Annotated in this window: 13 protein-coding genes; 8 read left to right on the forward strand and 5 right to left on the reverse strand. The window is 54.1% G+C overall.

Annotated elements, in window-relative coordinates:
* The first annotated feature begins 211 nt into the window (after positions 1-211).
* Both cysB and acnA read left to right on the forward strand, forming a co-directional pair.
* Positions 212-1186, forward strand: a complete 975-nt coding sequence (cysB, locus tag J1779_RS14415) for an HTH-type transcriptional regulator CysB (protein WP_056780687.1) — start codon at positions 212-214, stop codon at positions 1184-1186.
* Positions 1187-1378: 192 nt separating this feature from the next.
* A complete protein-coding gene (acnA, locus tag J1779_RS14420) occupies positions 1379-4054 on the forward strand; it encodes an aconitate hydratase AcnA (RefSeq protein WP_217204065.1) in 2676 nt (891 codons plus the stop codon).
* An 81-nt stretch (positions 4055-4135) separates the two neighbouring features.
* Here the strand turns inward: acnA and ribA are convergent, their stop codons facing one another.
* Entirely contained in the window at positions 4136-4741 is a 606-nt protein-coding gene (ribA, locus tag J1779_RS14425; RefSeq protein ID WP_056780679.1) for a GTP cyclohydrolase II, read from the reverse strand.
* 297 nt (positions 4742-5038) lie between these two features.
* Between ribA and pgpB the strand changes: the two genes are divergently transcribed.
* The 3 genes from pgpB to lapB all read left to right on the forward strand — a co-directional run bounded on the left by pgpB (position 5039) and on the right by lapB (position 7547).
* Positions 5039-5794 (forward strand): phosphatidylglycerophosphatase B, encoded by a 756-nt coding sequence (pgpB, locus tag J1779_RS14430; protein ID WP_136375330.1) that lies wholly within the window; start codon positions 5039-5041, stop codon positions 5792-5794.
* 265 nt (positions 5795-6059) lie between these two features.
* Complete coding sequence (locus tag J1779_RS14435; protein WP_056781019.1) at positions 6060-6371, forward strand: LapA family protein; 312 nt, start codon at positions 6060-6062, stop codon at positions 6369-6371.
* A 6-nt stretch (positions 6372-6377) separates the two neighbouring features.
* Entirely contained in the window at positions 6378-7547 is a 1170-nt protein-coding gene (gene lapB, locus J1779_RS14440; protein ID WP_056780671.1) for a lipopolysaccharide assembly protein LapB, read from the forward strand.
* A gap of 75 nt (positions 7548-7622) precedes the next feature.
* Here lapB and J1779_RS14445 read toward each other — a convergent pair whose 3' ends face one another.
* Entirely contained in the window at positions 7623-7910 is a 288-nt protein-coding gene (locus tag J1779_RS14445) for a hypothetical protein (RefSeq protein WP_056780668.1), read from the reverse strand.
* A gap of 191 nt (positions 7911-8101) precedes the next feature.
* Here J1779_RS14445 and pyrF point away from each other — a divergent pair, with 191 nt between their 5' ends.
* Positions 8102-8830, forward strand: a complete 729-nt coding sequence (pyrF, locus tag J1779_RS14450) for an orotidine-5'-phosphate decarboxylase (RefSeq protein WP_217204066.1) — start codon at positions 8102-8104, stop codon at positions 8828-8830.
* A gap of 12 nt (positions 8831-8842) precedes the next feature.
* A complete protein-coding gene (yciH, locus tag J1779_RS14455; protein WP_056780660.1) occupies positions 8843-9172 on the forward strand; it encodes a stress response translation initiation inhibitor YciH in 330 nt (109 codons plus the stop codon).
* A 70-nt stretch (positions 9173-9242) separates the two neighbouring features.
* Here yciH and osmB read toward each other — a convergent pair whose 3' ends face one another.
* On the reverse strand, positions 9243-9461 hold the full coding sequence (gene osmB / locus J1779_RS14460) for an osmotically-inducible lipoprotein OsmB (RefSeq protein WP_056780657.1): 219 nt from the start codon (positions 9459-9461) through the stop codon (positions 9243-9245).
* Between the two features lie 401 nt (positions 9462-9862).
* Between osmB and araD the strand changes: the two genes are divergently transcribed.
* A complete protein-coding gene (gene araD / locus J1779_RS14465; protein WP_217204067.1) occupies positions 9863-10558 on the forward strand; it encodes an L-ribulose-5-phosphate 4-epimerase in 696 nt (231 codons plus the stop codon).
* A 12-nt stretch (positions 10559-10570) separates the two neighbouring features.
* Here the strand turns inward: araD and J1779_RS14470 are convergent, their stop codons facing one another.
* Both J1779_RS14470 and J1779_RS14475 read right to left on the reverse strand, forming a co-directional pair.
* Positions 10571-11314 (reverse strand): DeoR/GlpR family DNA-binding transcription regulator, encoded by a 744-nt coding sequence (locus J1779_RS14470; protein WP_122095503.1) that lies wholly within the window; start codon positions 11312-11314, stop codon positions 10571-10573.
* Between the two features lie 60 nt (positions 11315-11374).
* Positions 11375-13807, reverse strand: a complete 2433-nt coding sequence (locus J1779_RS14475) for a formate C-acetyltransferase/glycerol dehydratase family glycyl radical enzyme (RefSeq protein WP_217204068.1) — start codon at positions 13805-13807, stop codon at positions 11375-11377.
* Between the last annotated feature and the right edge of the window lie 4 nt (positions 13808-13811).

The raw sequence follows: 13811 nt of genomic DNA on the forward strand, positions 1-13811 counted from the left end.
CTTATGTTATCTGGCTATACAACGTGTTAATTCTTGATATAATTGTTATATAAAATTTATTTTTATTCACAATAGTAATAAGCTAATGCGTCTGCCTCATAAAAAGGCGCGTTTACAGACTTCGGGCATTCAATAAAAATCATTTCCAGTCTGTTCAGCCGGCAGGCGAACAGGGATGGTGACAGGGTTTGAAACCAGGGTGGTATGAGATATGAAATTGCAGCAACTGCGCTACATCGTAGAGGTTGTTAATCACAATCTGAACGTCAGTTCGACGGCAGAAGGCCTGTACACGTCGCAGCCAGGGATCAGCAAACAAGTCAGAATGCTGGAAGATGAGCTCGGTATTCAGATCTTCTCCCGCAGCGGAAAACACCTGACGCAGGTCACACCGGCAGGGCAGGAAATCATCCGTATCGCCCGCGAAGTGTTGTCCAAAGTTGATGCGATCAAGGCCGTGGCCGGTGAGCATACCTATCCTGACAAGGGATCGTTGTATGTCGCCACCACGCACACGCAGGCACGCTACGCCTTGCCGAACGTGATTAAAGGCTTTATCGAGCGTTACCCGCGCGTTTCACTGCATATGCATCAGGGCTCTCCGACGCAAATCGCGGAGGCCGTTTCAAAGGGCAACGCGGATTTCGCCATTGCTACCGAAGCGCTGCACCTGTACGACGATCTGATCATGTTGCCTTGCTATCACTGGAACCGCGCGGTGGTGGTTCAGCCCGATCATCCGCTGGCGGGTAAAGAGAAGGTCACCATCGAAGAGCTGGCGGCCTATCCCATCGTCACTTATACCTTCGGTTTTACCGGTCGCTCGGAACTCGATACCGCGTTTAACCGCGCCGGTCTGACGCCAAAAATTGTGTTCACCGCCACTGATGCGGACGTGATCAAAACCTACGTGCGGCTGGGGTTGGGCGTGGGCGTGATCGCCAGTATGGCGGTCGATCCGGTTCAGGATCCGGATCTGGTGACCGTGGATGCGCGGGATATTTTCACCTACAGCACCACCAAAATCGGTTTCCGCCGCAGCACGTTCCTGCGCAGCTACATGTACGATTTCATCCAGCGCTTTGCACCGCATCTGACGCGTGACGTGGTGGATACCGCGATTGCCCTGCGCTCGAATGAAGATATCGAAGAGATGTTCAAAGACATCAAATTACCGACGAAATAATTCCGCCACTGTTTCTGATGTAAAACGTCCCGCGCCATCTTCTGATGACGCGGGATTTTTTTTATCGGATGATCCGTTTGAGCTGTTATCAAAATGTTAACAATAATATGTGTTATCTTTATATATGCACTTATAAGCCAGCGGGTTATTCCTCTTTCGCCCAGCTGGTGCTGTGAAGCATAAGGAGAAGCTATGTCGTCCGATATTCGTAACAGAAGTCTGGATAAGCTGGCAGTCCAGGGTAAGGAGTTCCACTACTACAGTCTGCCACTTGCCGCCAAAACGCTGGGTGATATTCAGCGCCTGCCTAAATCTCTTAAAGTCCTGCTCGAAAATCTGCTGCGCCACGTTGACGGTGACACTGTCACGGAAAATGATTTGCTGCAGCTGGTGGAATGGCAAAAAACCGGCCACGCCGATCGCGAAATTGCTTACCGTCCGGCACGCGTTCTGATGCAGGATTTCACCGGGGTACCCGCCGTGGTGGATCTTGCCGCAATGCGTCAGGCTGTTAAACGCCTCGGTGGCAATGTCGATCAGGTGAATCCGTTATCGCCGGTCGATCTGGTTATCGACCACTCGGTCACCGTGGATGAGTTTGGCGATGAAGAGGCGTTTGATGAAAACGTCCGGCTGGAAATGGAGCGCAATAACGAGCGTTATCAGTTCCTGCGCTGGGGGCAAAAAGCTTTTAACCGTTTCCGTGTGGTGCCGCCGGGCACCGGTATTTGTCACCAGGTCAATCTGGAGTATCTCGGTCAGACCGTCTGGCATGAAGAACAGAATGGCAAAACGGTGGCTTATCCCGATACGCTGGTCGGTACAGACTCCCACACCACCATGATCAACGGCCTGGGCATTCTGGGCTGGGGTTGCGGCGGTATTGAAGCTGAAGCGGCGATGCTCGGACAGCCGGTTTCCATGCTGATCCCGGACGTCGTGGGCTTCAGGCTGACGGGAAAACTGCGCGAAGGGATTACCGCCACCGATCTGGTGTTAACCGTCACGCAGATGCTACGTAAACATGGCGTGGTGGGTAAATTCGTTGAATTCTTTGGCGACGGTCTGGCCGATCTGCCGCTGGCGGATCGCGCGACCATTGCCAATATGTCGCCTGAGTTTGGTGCAACCTGCGGGTTCTTCCCGGTGGATGACGTCACCCTCGGTTACATGAAACTCAGTGGCCGCAGCGATGAACAAATCGAACTGGTGAAAGCCTATTCACAAGCGCAGGGCTTATGGCGCAATGCCGGTGATGAGCCTGTGTTCACCAGCACACTGGCGCTGGACATGGGCGATGTCGTGCCGAGTCTGGCCGGTCCGAAACGTCCGCAAGACCGCGTTGCGCTGCCGGATGTGCCAAAAGCCTTCAAAGCCGCCACCGAACTGGAACTGGGCAATAACAAGCCGGGGCATACTGACAAAGAAAGTTTCACTCTTGATGGTCAGCATTACTCGCTGGACACCGGCGCGGTGGTCATTGCGGCAATCACCTCCTGTACCAACACCTCCAACCCGAGCGTACTGATGGCGGCCGGGCTGCTGGCCAAAAATGCCGCTGAAAAAGGGCTGACCAGTAAACCCTGGGTGAAAACTTCGCTGGCACCGGGCTCTAAAGTGGTGACCGATTATCTGAATGCCACCGGGCTGATGCCGTATCTGGAAAAATTGCGCTTCAATCTGGTGGGTTATGGCTGTACCACCTGTATCGGTAACTCGGGCCCGCTGCCTGAGCCTGTTGAATCCGCTATCAAAAGTGGTGATCTAACGGTGGGAGCTGTGCTGTCGGGTAACCGTAATTTTGAGGGGCGTATCCATCCGCTGATCAAAACTAACTGGCTGGCATCGCCGCCGCTGGTGGTGGCTTACGCGCTGGCCGGGAACATGAACGTCAATCTGACGACCGATCCGCTCGGTGAAGATCAGCAGGGTCAGCCGGTTTATCTGAAAGACATCTGGCCAACGGCGGCGGAAATCGCGCTTGCCGTCGGGCAGGTCACGACGGAAATGTTCCACAAAGAGTATGCCGAAGTGTTCAACGGCGACGCCAGCTGGCAGGCGATTCAGGTTGAAGGGACGCCAACTTACACCTGGCAGGAGGACTCCACCTACATCCGCCATCCGCCGTTCTTCAGTGACATGAAGGCTGAACCGGATGCCGTGGAAGATATTAAAGACGCGCGCATTCTGGCGATTCTGGCGGATTCCGTTACCACCGATCACATCTCACCGGCCGGGAACATCAAAATCGACAGTCCGGCGGGACTGTATCTGAAAAACCACGGTGTCGAACCGAAAGCCTTTAACTCGTACGGCTCCCGACGCGGTAACCATGAAGTGATGATGCGCGGAACGTTTGCCAACATCCGTATCCGCAACGAAATGGTGCCAGACGTGGAGGGCGGCTATACGCGCCACATCCCGTCGCAGGAACAGCTTGCCATCTACGACGCAGCGATGCGCTATCAGCATGAAAGCGTGCCGACGGCGGTGATTGCCGGCAAAGAGTATGGTTCCGGCTCCAGCCGTGACTGGGCAGCGAAGGGGCCGCGCCTGCTGGGCGTGCGCGTGGTGATCGCCGAATCTTTTGAGCGGATCCACCGTTCTAACCTGATCGGCATGGGCATTTTACCGCTCGAGTTCCCGCAGGGCGTGACGCGCAAAACGCTGAAACTGACCGGCGACGAGCAGATCAGCATCAGCGGGCTGCAAACGCTGAAACCGGGGCAGGAGGTGCCGGTGCAGATCGCGTTCGCTGACGGCCAGACGCAAACTATCAACGCCCGCTGCCGTATTGATACCGGCAACGAACTGACCTATTTCCAGAACGGCGGCATTCTGCATTACGTGATCCGCAAAATGTTGTGATGGGTAAAATGCGTTAATACTGCGTTTTCTGCATAAAAAAGGGCACCTTCATAAGGTGCCCTTAATATTTGCCGGTCAGAATTACTTGTGGCGCAGATCGTTATCGAGCAGATGACCCATTTTGGCCGCTTTAGTCGATAAATAACGCTCGTTTTCCGGGTTACGCCCGACGACCAGCGGAACTCGTTCGACGATGTTGATCCCGGCTTCTGTCAGAATTTCGACTTTTTTCGGATTGTTGGTCAGCAGGCGGACCGAATCAACACCCAGCAATTTGAACATGTCGGCGCACAGCGTGAAGTCACGTTCATCGGCGGCAAAACCGAGCTGGTGGTTGGCTTCGACGGTGTCGTAGCCTTTGTCCTGCAGGGCGTAAGCGCGGATTTTGTTCAGCAAACCGATGTTACGGCCTTCCTGACGGTGATACATCAGAATGCCGCGACCTTCTTCGGCGATGTCGTTTAACGCTGCTTCGAGCTGAAAACCGCAGTCGCAGCGCAGGCTGAAGAGGGCATCGCCCGTCAGGCATTCAGAGTGAACGCGTGCCAGAACGGGCGTTTCACCACTGATGTCACCAAAAACTAACGCCAGGTGGTCATGCCCGGTGGCCAATTCTTCAAAACCCACCATCAGGAAATCACCCCAAGGTGTCGGCAGATTGGCTTCTGCCACCCGTTTCAGCTGCATTTTACGCTCCAAAAAAAACACAAATTGTCTTCATTTACAGTGAGTATTTTACTTATTGATGCGCATCCTACGTGCGGATGCGGTGTCAGGATAGGGAATCGGTGCCTTTCCTTCACAACAGGGCACCATTTTGCCACAGTTTGACCTGCGCATTGACGGGAATATTTGAACAAATAGTTCATAACTTATGAACTATAACAGTAACCTCAACAACCTGGATTTAAGGAATGTGCAAGAATTACAACATTGCTACACTTCTACTCTTTTACGCATTTTACGAAAACAGAAAGGACGACTATGTTTGATATCGCCAAACGCACCGCCCTCGGGGCACTTCTTCTGCTTATCATGCCAGCGGCGGTGTGGGTCAGTGGCTGGCTATGGACCCCCGGCGGCAATCCGGCGATTTTACTCCCGCTCTACTGGGTGACCGAAACCGTCAGCCAGCCCTGGGGCGTGTTGACCACGGTTATTCTGTGCGGCTGGTTCTTATGGTGCCTGCGTTTTCGTCTCAAAGCGGCAATCGGGCTGGTGCTGATGATTTCTGTGGCGCTGCTGATCGGCCAGTCCACCAAGACGTACATCAAAAAGGAAGTGCGCGAGCCACGCCCTTACGTCGCCTGGCTGGGCACTGATCATCAGATGAACGTTGAAGAATTTTACGGTCTGAAACGCAAGGCGCGTAGCCAGCAGGTGAAAGAACTGCTCGGCGATAACGTCCAGATCCCGCACTGGCTGAACAGAAGCTGGCAGAAAGATACCGGTTACGCGTTCCCGTCCGGCCATACCATGTTTGCTGCTACCTGGGCATTACTGGGTATCGGGCTATTGTGGCGCCGTAAACACTACAAGACGGTGACCGCGCTGATGGTGTGGTCGGTGGTGGTGATGGGCAGCCGGCTGATGCTGGGCATGCACTGGCCGCGCGATTTGATTGCTTCGGTGGGGATAAGCTGGCTTTTGGTGACGCTGGCCTGCTGGCTGACGGACCGTTACATCGGTCCGCTGACGCCGCCACCGGCAGAAGATCAGGACATCGCAGAGCGCGACTGAGGCTGTTTTCACGCGCACAGCATTTCTGAAAAGAGGGGGGCTTTTACCGTTCCCCTTTGATTTCACGCAGATCGTCCCCATATCACTGATATGTTGTTTTCACCGGTTCACGTCGCCGATCGCAAAAGTCGTGCGATCTTCAGACAGTTACTCTTTTAACCCTCTGCAATGTTTCCCAGCTTTGTGCAGAAATGCTAACTTATTAGGTCGGGACGAGAGTTTTTGGCATAATTCATCCGGTACACCCGGCATTACAGGAATGAATGTGAAATATCTGCTGATTTTTTTATTTTTACTGGTCATCGTGGTGATTTCCATCACGTTAGGCGCGCATAACGATCAAACTGTGACCTTCAACTATTTGCTGGCGCAGGGTGACTATCGCGTATCGACGCTGCTCGCCGTGCTGTTTGCGACCGGTTTCATTCTGGGATGGGTCATCTGCGGATTGTTTTACCTTCGTGTACGCCTTTCACTTGGCCGTGCTCAGCGCAAAATCAAACGTCTGGAACTGCAAATCGAACCCGTGGCTGTCGTGACGCCGCCTGCAGCATCTTATGATGTCAGCAAGGAATAATCCTTTATGTTAGAGCTGCTGTTTCTGTTGTTGCCCGTTGCGGCCGCCTATGGCTGGTACATGGGGCGCAGAAGTTCTCAGCAGGACAAACAGGAAAATGCTAACCGCCTGTCGCGTGAATACGTTGCCGGGGTTAACTTCCTGCTTTCCAATCAGCAGGATAAAGCGGTCGATCTGTTCCTCGAAATGTTGAAAGAGGACAGCAGTACGGTCGAAGCGCACCTGACTCTGGGTAACCTGTTCCGCTCCCGTGGCGAAGTCGATCGCGCGATACGTATCCACCAGTCCCTGATGGAAAGCGCATCGCTGACGTTCGAACAACGTCTGCTGGCCGTGCAACAACTGGGCCGTGACTACATGACCGCCGGTTTTTACGATCGCGCCGAGGACATGTTCAACCAGCTGGTGAAAGAGCAGGATTTCCAGCTTTTCGCGCTCGAGCAGCTCCTGATCATTCATCAGGCCACCAGCGACTGGCAGAACGCCATCGATGTGGCCGAACGTCTGGTGAAACTGGGTAAAGAAAACCGTCGCAAAGAGATCGCGCATTTCTGGTGCGAACTGGCCTTGCAGGCAATGGTGTCGGACGATTTTGATAAAGCCACCGGCCTGCTGAAGAAAGCTGCGCAGGCCGACAAACTTTGCGCCCGCGTGTCGATCATGCAGGGCCGCATTCTGATGGCGCAGGGCGATTATCGCAAAGCCGCCGATGCGTTACAGCGGGTGCTTGAGCAGGACAAAGAAGTGGTCAGCGAAGCGCTGCCGATGCTGCAGGAGTGCTATCAGAATTTGCAGGATACGCTGGCCTGGGCGGAGTTTCTCAAACGCTGCGTGGATGAAAATACCGGTGCCACGGCTGAACTGATGTTGGCGGAAATCATTCATCAGGAAGAAGGGCGGGAAGTGGCGCAGAACTACATCAACCGTCAGCTTCAGCGCCACCCGACCATGCGCGTGTTCCACCATCTGATGGATTACCATCTGGCGGATGCGGAAGAAGGGCGAGCGAAAGAAAGTCTGGGATTACTGCGGGATATGGTCGGCGAACAGATCCGCACCAAGCCGCGTTACCGTTGCCATAAATGCGGCTTTACCGCGCATTCGTTGTACTGGCATTGCCCGTCGTGTCGTGGCTGGGCAACCATAAAACCTATTCGCGGGCTGGACGGGCAGTAGCGATATAAACGCAAAACAATGTTTTTAAACGGGCAATAACCTTATTGCCCGTTTTTATGTCGGTCAGACCTGAATTTACTTCTTCTTGCTGCTCGCTTTACGGGCGCTGATCAGCGTACGTAATTTCTTGATTTCTTTGGCCGTCAGCGCAGGCTCGGACTCTTCCGCCAGATGCTGATTATCAATGTCATGTTCGGTCGCTTTTGCGGCTTTCTTCCCTTTATGCGCTTCCGGATTAAAACTTGCCTCCAGACGTGCGGCGACTTCTGCACTGAGTGAATGTTCTGCGTCTGCAGCTGCGTTCTTGATCAGCTCTTTTAATTCCACCGGAATTTTTACGGTCAGGGTCGTTATCTCACTCATTTTTCTGCCTTTCCTTCGTGTAAAAGTAACAAGCTAAGCCAGCCTTGTGACATCGTCTAGTGATTAACAAAAATTTAATAAAAGTGTCACATTAGGCATAGCTGTAAATTCAGCGTCTTGCCATGTAAAATGCGGGCGGCAGAAATTAAGCTTTCCCTTCCAGATTTGATAACTCACAAGAGGCTGAAGACATGAAGTCAGAAAATAAGATTAACAACAACGACTTAAATTCCTCACCTATTGTTGTCGCCCTCGATTATGCCGATAAATCTGCGGCGCTCGCCTTTGCAGATAAAATCGATCCCCGTGATTGCCGTCTGAAAATCGGCAAAGAGATGTTCACTCACTTCGGGCCGCAGATGGTCAAAGATTTGCAGTCGCGCGGATTCGACGTATTTCTGGATCTGAAATTCCACGATATTCCTAACACCACCGCCCACGCGGTGGCCGCGGCTGCCGATCTCGGCGTATGGATGGTCAATGTGCACGCCAGCGGTGGCGCGCGCATGATGACGGCGGCAAAAGAAGCGCTGGCCCCCTTTGGTAAAGATGCGCCACTGCTGATTGCCGTGACGGTTCTGACCAGCATGGAAGGCAGCGATCTGGCCGATTTAGGCATTACCCTTTCTCCGGCGGATTACGCAGAGCGTCTGGCTCGCCTGACCCGTAACTGCGGCCTGGATGGCGTGGTCTGTTCCGCGCAGGAAGCCACGCGCTTTAAAAGCGCGCTGGGCAGTGCATTCCAGCTGGTCACGCCGGGGATCCGTCCTGCCGGCAGCAAAGCTGACGATCAGCGCCGGGTGATGACGCCGCAGGAAGCGATGGCGGCCGGGGTGGATTATATGGTGATTGGTCGTCCGATCACCCAATCCGCCGATCCGGCGCAGACCCTGCGTGAAATCCGTGATTCATTGCGTTAAGCAGAGGCTGATATGAACAACGACAACAACAGTCGCCTGGTCTATTCAACAGACAGCGGCAGGATTGATGAACCGAAAGCAGCAGTCGTTCGCCCGAAAGGCGATGGCATTGTGCGCATTCAGCGTCAGACCAGTGGCCGTAAAGGGAAGGGAGTGTGCCTGATCACCGGCGTTGATCTGGATGACGCAGCGCTGGACAAACTGGCGGCGGAATTGAAGAAGAAGTGCGGCTGTGGCGGTTCAGTGAAAGACGGTGTGATTGAGATCCAGGGCGATAAACGCGACCTGCTCAAACAATTGCTCGAAGCGAAGGGAATGAAAGTCAAACTGGCGGGCGGCTGATCAACTCTGAAGGTGATGAGATGCTGCGCCGGTCAACAGCGCAGCGTCTTTCTGTTTTTTGACTCTGTTTTTATTTGCTAACCTGATGACCCACAATACCACCGACTGCTGCGCCACCTAATGTACCTAACGTACTGCCATCAGTCAGAACCGCACCACCCAGTGCACCGGCACCGGCACCAATTGCCGTGTTACGGTCACGTTTAGACCAGTTACCGCAGGCGGTAACAGACATCGCAAGAGTCAGAACCAGTGCAATACTGGCAACGCGTTTATTTACGAGCATCATAGTTATCTTCCTCAAAGGATTAACGTTCAGCATCATTTATAAGTATAGGTAAGTTGCAGCGTTCTCACCGAAATTCACCTTGTATTCCTTCACGCTACTTACAAATTCTCTGGCTGTTCCGAACCTTTATTCATAATTCGTATCATCCGGACGCACTTTTGCATCCGTTGAATTAAAATAGTGAAATTACCATTCATTCACTAGGTGAATAATCTTAATTCACCAGTGCATTGCGTGAGCGGAGCACAAAAGACTAAAGCGCGGCGAGATTTCATCCAAATCTGTCCCTGTGGGCACTTTTGTGTTTGCAGCAGAACTGTACGCACTCTTTAGCGATTTTCCCCATACCTGCCACCTCCTGCCGCCCAGACAATAGGTCATCGACAGACGAGGGAACCAACATGCTGAAACAACTGAAAGAGCAGGTACTGGAGGCTAACCTGGCACTGCCCCGCCATCATCTGGTGACCTTCACCTGGGGAAATGTCAGCGCGGTAGATCGCCAGCAGGGGCTGATGGTCATCAAGCCGTCCGGCGTGGAATACGACCACATGGGTGTGGATGACATGGTGGTGGTGGAGCTGGAATCCGGCAAAGTGGTTGAAGGCAATAAAAAGCCCTCATCCGATACCGATACCCACCGGGTGTTATACCTGAATTTCCCGCAGGCGGGCGGCATCGTGCATACCCATTCGCGCCACGCCACCATCTGGGCGCAGGCAGGCATTGATATTCCGGCATGGGGCACCACGCACGCGGATTATTTTTACGGCAATATTCCCTGCACACGCCTGATGACCGAAGCAGAAATTGCCGGGCGTTACGAATGGGAAACCGGAGAGGTGATCGTGAAAACGTTCGCCGAACGCAACCTGTCACCGGCTGATATCCCGGCCGTGCTGGTGCATTCTCACGGGCCGTTCACCTGGGGAAAAGATGCAGATAACGCGGTGCACAATGCGGTCGTGCTGGAAGAAATCGCCTACATGGGCATCTTTTCCCGCCAGCTGACGCCGCAGCTGCCAGACATGCAGCCGCAGTTACTGGATAAACATTATTTACGCAAACACGGCAAGAACGCCTATTACGGTCAGTGAGACAGGATGAAGTCAGCCGACCAGGCTGACTTTTACACCTGAAAGCGCAAGCTGTTGCTGAAAGTCTTCCGGCAGTTTGTCATCTGTGATCACCCGGCTGAAGGCATTGACCGGCCCGAGCGGATTGAGGTTAATCTGGCCGAACTTCGACGAGTCCGTCAGCACAATGTTCTCAGCGCCTTTCGCTATCACCGCATTGACAATATCCGCCCGCAACATATCTCTGCCGGTAAATCCGGTGGCCTCAGTAAACCCGTCAATGCCGACAAATGCCTTGCTGAAATTGGTCTGTTGCAGACACATTTTGGTCAGCGGGCCGACCACTGTCTGGCTGGTTTTCTGATACATTCCGCCAAGTAACACCACCTCGCACGGCATACTTTTCAGCAGTGACGCCACATAGCTGCTGACGGTGATCACCGTCAGATTCTTCTTGTCGGAAAGGTACTGTGCCAGCAGGGCAATGCTGCTGCCGCTTTCAAAAAAAACCGTTTCACCGTCGCGGATTAACGATGCCGCGAACCTGGCCAGTTTTTGTTTCTGGGCGAAATTCGACATCATGCGGGTATCCACGTCATCGGTTTGAATGGCGACGGCAAAACCGTGCGCACGACGCAGATAATCACGCTGCTCCAGCTGGGTCAGATCATGGCGGATGGTCACTTCCGACACCTGACAAATCTCCGACAACTCACTGACGCTGATCCGCTGTTTATCGTTTACCCATTGCAGAATAACTTGTTGTCTGTCGTTCATAATCGCCCGAAATACGGGCGGCCACAGCCGCCCCGATAAAGGTAAATTCAGAGGAGAACATCAAAGCGTATGTTCAGTGCGCGCAATAATATCATCCTGCGCCTCAGGCGATAAAGCCGTAAAGAACGCGGAATAACCGGCAACGCGCACCACCAGATCGCGGTAGTTTTGCGGCTCTTCGCGTGCCTTGAGCAGCGTCTCGCGGGAGACAATATTGTACTGCACGTGCCAGCCACGATGTTCCTCAAAGAAGGTGCGCAGCATCAGCATTAACGTCTGGCGGTCGCCTTCATTGTCCAGCGAGGCCGGATTCAGCTTCTGGTTCAGCAACACCCCGCCCAGTATTGCTGCGGTCGGCAATTTACCCAGCGAATTAAACACCGCCGTCGGCCCGAGATGGTCGGTGCCGGATGCCGGGCTCGCGCCTTCTGCCAGCGGAGTGTACGCCTTTCTGCCGTCCGGTGTTGCGGGAGTGGCCGCACCAAAGGGCACGTTGGCAGAAATCGACGAGGTCCCCGCGTAGTAGGTGCCGCCAGTCGGGCCACGGCCAAAACGGGTGTTGTGATAATTTGCCAGTTCATCGATGTAACACTGATAGGCGCGCACCAGCAGCTGGTCCACGTCATCATGATCGTTGCCGTATTTTTCCGCGCCGTTAATCAGACGCTGACGCAGACGCTCACCGTCCAGCCCCTCATAGTCTGATGCCAGCGCTTTAGCCAGTTCCTGCTGGCCAATCACACCCTGATCGAACACCAGTTTTTTTACCGCTGCCAGGCTGTTCCCCAGATTGGCGATACCGACCTGCAACCCTGATACCCAGTCGTACTTCGCGCCGCCCTGTTTGATGGTTTTGCCGCGCTCAATGCAGTCATCGACCAGCGCCGAGCAGAGAATATCCTGCGCATTTTCTTCCAGAACGGTATCAACCACGCATTCGATTTCGATGGATTTGCGCGTGTAATAACGGATCTGCGCATCCCACTGGGCAAACACCTGTTCAAAGTTCTCGAAATTCCCCTGCGACAAACCGCGTGCCTGCGGCAGGAAGCAGGTTTGGCTTTTCGCGTCCTGCCCCTGTTCCAGCGCGGCGAGCATGACGCGGGCAAAGTTGATAAAACTCATGCCGGTGCAGCGGTAACCCCATTTTCCGCCGACCGCGGTTTCGATGCAGCCGATGGCGGCATAATCGTAAGCATCTTCTTTTTCGACGCCCAGTTTGATGAATTCAGGGATCACGATCTCATCGTTATTGAAGGCGGGCATACCGAATCCGCAGCGGATCACCTGTACACAGGCATCGAGGAAATCGGCACTCATACCGGCGTGATAGCGCACGCTCAGGTTTGGCTGGGTCGAACGCAGCTGCCCGCACGACTCCAGCACCGCGTAGGAAAGGGGATTTACGGCATCAGACGGCACGCCGTGATGCAGATTCTGACCGCCGATGGTGACGTTCTGATACAGCGGGCTGCCCGCTGACGCTTTCGAGTGGGTACCGGAGCGGATCTTATTGACCTCCAGCAGTTTCAGCCAGCAACTTTGCAGCAACTCGATCGCCTGATGGCGTTCCAGCGTCTGCTCCAGCTCAACATCGCGGCGGTAGAACGGGTACAAATACTGATCCATGCGGCCAAACGACACCGAGTGACCGTTGGATTCAATCTGCAAAATCAGCTGAATGAAATAGCACAGCTGCAAGGCCTGCCAGAAGCTTTCAGGCGGCTGATGGGCGATCAGCTCGCAGTGGGCAGCGATAGTCAGCAATTCAGCACGGCGGCTTTCGCGCGGCTCCGAAGCGGCCATTTCGCGCGCCAGGCTGGCGTAGCGGACGATGTGATCGCTGACCGCCGCCAGGGTGATATCAATGGCTTTCAGCAGCTGTTCTTTATGCAAATCCTCCCAGTCCGTCAGATTAATGCGGCTGCGGCGCTCATCGACTTTCTGACGCAGCCCGTCCAGCCCCAGCTCCAGCAGCAGCGGGAAATTCACCGCCAGATGGGCATCACCGGACGTCATATTGCCTTCGGCTTTCACGATGCCGCTGTCGAGCAGCGCTTTTTGTTCATCAGTGAACATGCCGTAGCAGCGATCCTGCACCGTCTGGCCGCGCCACCACGGGCAAATTTCATGCAGGATTTTCTTATTGGCTGGGCTGACGGCAAAACCTGTCCCCGGACGGTCAGCCAGCGCGTCTATTTCATTTTCAATCCAGCCGACGGTGTATTCCGGAAAAATCGGCGCGGCGCGCACTTCGCTGGCCTGATTGCCGACGATCAGCTCGTCATGTTTGATCCAGAGGGTGCGCTGACTCAGGTGTCTGGCCAGCGCCAGCGCGCGGCGAACCGGCAGCGGTTTGTCGGCGTGTTGCTGATAAACCTGCGTGTAATGCTGCGCGCGCTCGGTACAGACCGGCGGTTTAACGATATGGATCAGCGCTTCTTTATGCGCACGGATACGGGCGGAAAGGGTGTTCAGATTCAGTTGAGTCATTCTT

Origin of the sequence: Rahnella rivi, assembly GCF_019049655.1 — a bacterium.
GTDB classification, from domain to species: Bacteria; Pseudomonadota; Gammaproteobacteria; order Enterobacterales; family Enterobacteriaceae; genus Rahnella; species Rahnella rivi.

What these genes read in the sequence shown, in the direction of transcription:
- cysB (WP_056780687.1), top strand. Translation starts at nt 212, where the DNA reads ATGAAATTGCAGCAACTGCGCTACATCGTAGAGGTTGTTAATCACAAT.
- acnA (WP_217204065.1), top strand. Translation starts at nt 1,379, where the DNA reads ATGTCGTCCGATATTCGTAACAGAAGTCTGGATAAGCTGGCAGTCCAG.
- ribA (WP_056780679.1), bottom strand. Translation starts at nt 4,741, where the DNA reads ATGCAGCTGAAACGGGTGGCAGAAGCCAATCTGCCGACACCTTGGGGT.
- pgpB (WP_136375330.1), top strand. Translation starts at nt 5,039, where the DNA reads ATGTTTGATATCGCCAAACGCACCGCCCTCGGGGCACTTCTTCTGCTT.
- lapB (WP_056780671.1), top strand. Translation starts at nt 6,378, where the DNA reads ATGTTAGAGCTGCTGTTTCTGTTGTTGCCCGTTGCGGCCGCCTATGGC.
- J1779_RS14445 (WP_056780668.1), bottom strand. Translation starts at nt 7,910, where the DNA reads ATGAGTGAGATAACGACCCTGACCGTAAAAATTCCGGTGGAATTAAAA.
- pyrF (WP_217204066.1), top strand. Translation starts at nt 8,102, where the DNA reads ATGAAGTCAGAAAATAAGATTAACAACAACGACTTAAATTCCTCACCT.
- yciH (WP_056780660.1), top strand. Translation starts at nt 8,843, where the DNA reads ATGAACAACGACAACAACAGTCGCCTGGTCTATTCAACAGACAGCGGC.
- osmB (WP_056780657.1), bottom strand. Translation starts at nt 9,461, where the DNA reads ATGATGCTCGTAAATAAACGCGTTGCCAGTATTGCACTGGTTCTGACT.
- araD (WP_217204067.1), top strand. Translation starts at nt 9,863, where the DNA reads ATGCTGAAACAACTGAAAGAGCAGGTACTGGAGGCTAACCTGGCACTG.
- J1779_RS14470 (WP_122095503.1), bottom strand. Translation starts at nt 11,314, where the DNA reads ATGAACGACAGACAACAAGTTATTCTGCAATGGGTAAACGATAAACAG.
- J1779_RS14475 (WP_217204068.1), bottom strand. Translation starts at nt 13,807, where the DNA reads ATGACTCAACTGAATCTGAACACCCTTTCCGCCCGTATCCGTGCGCAT.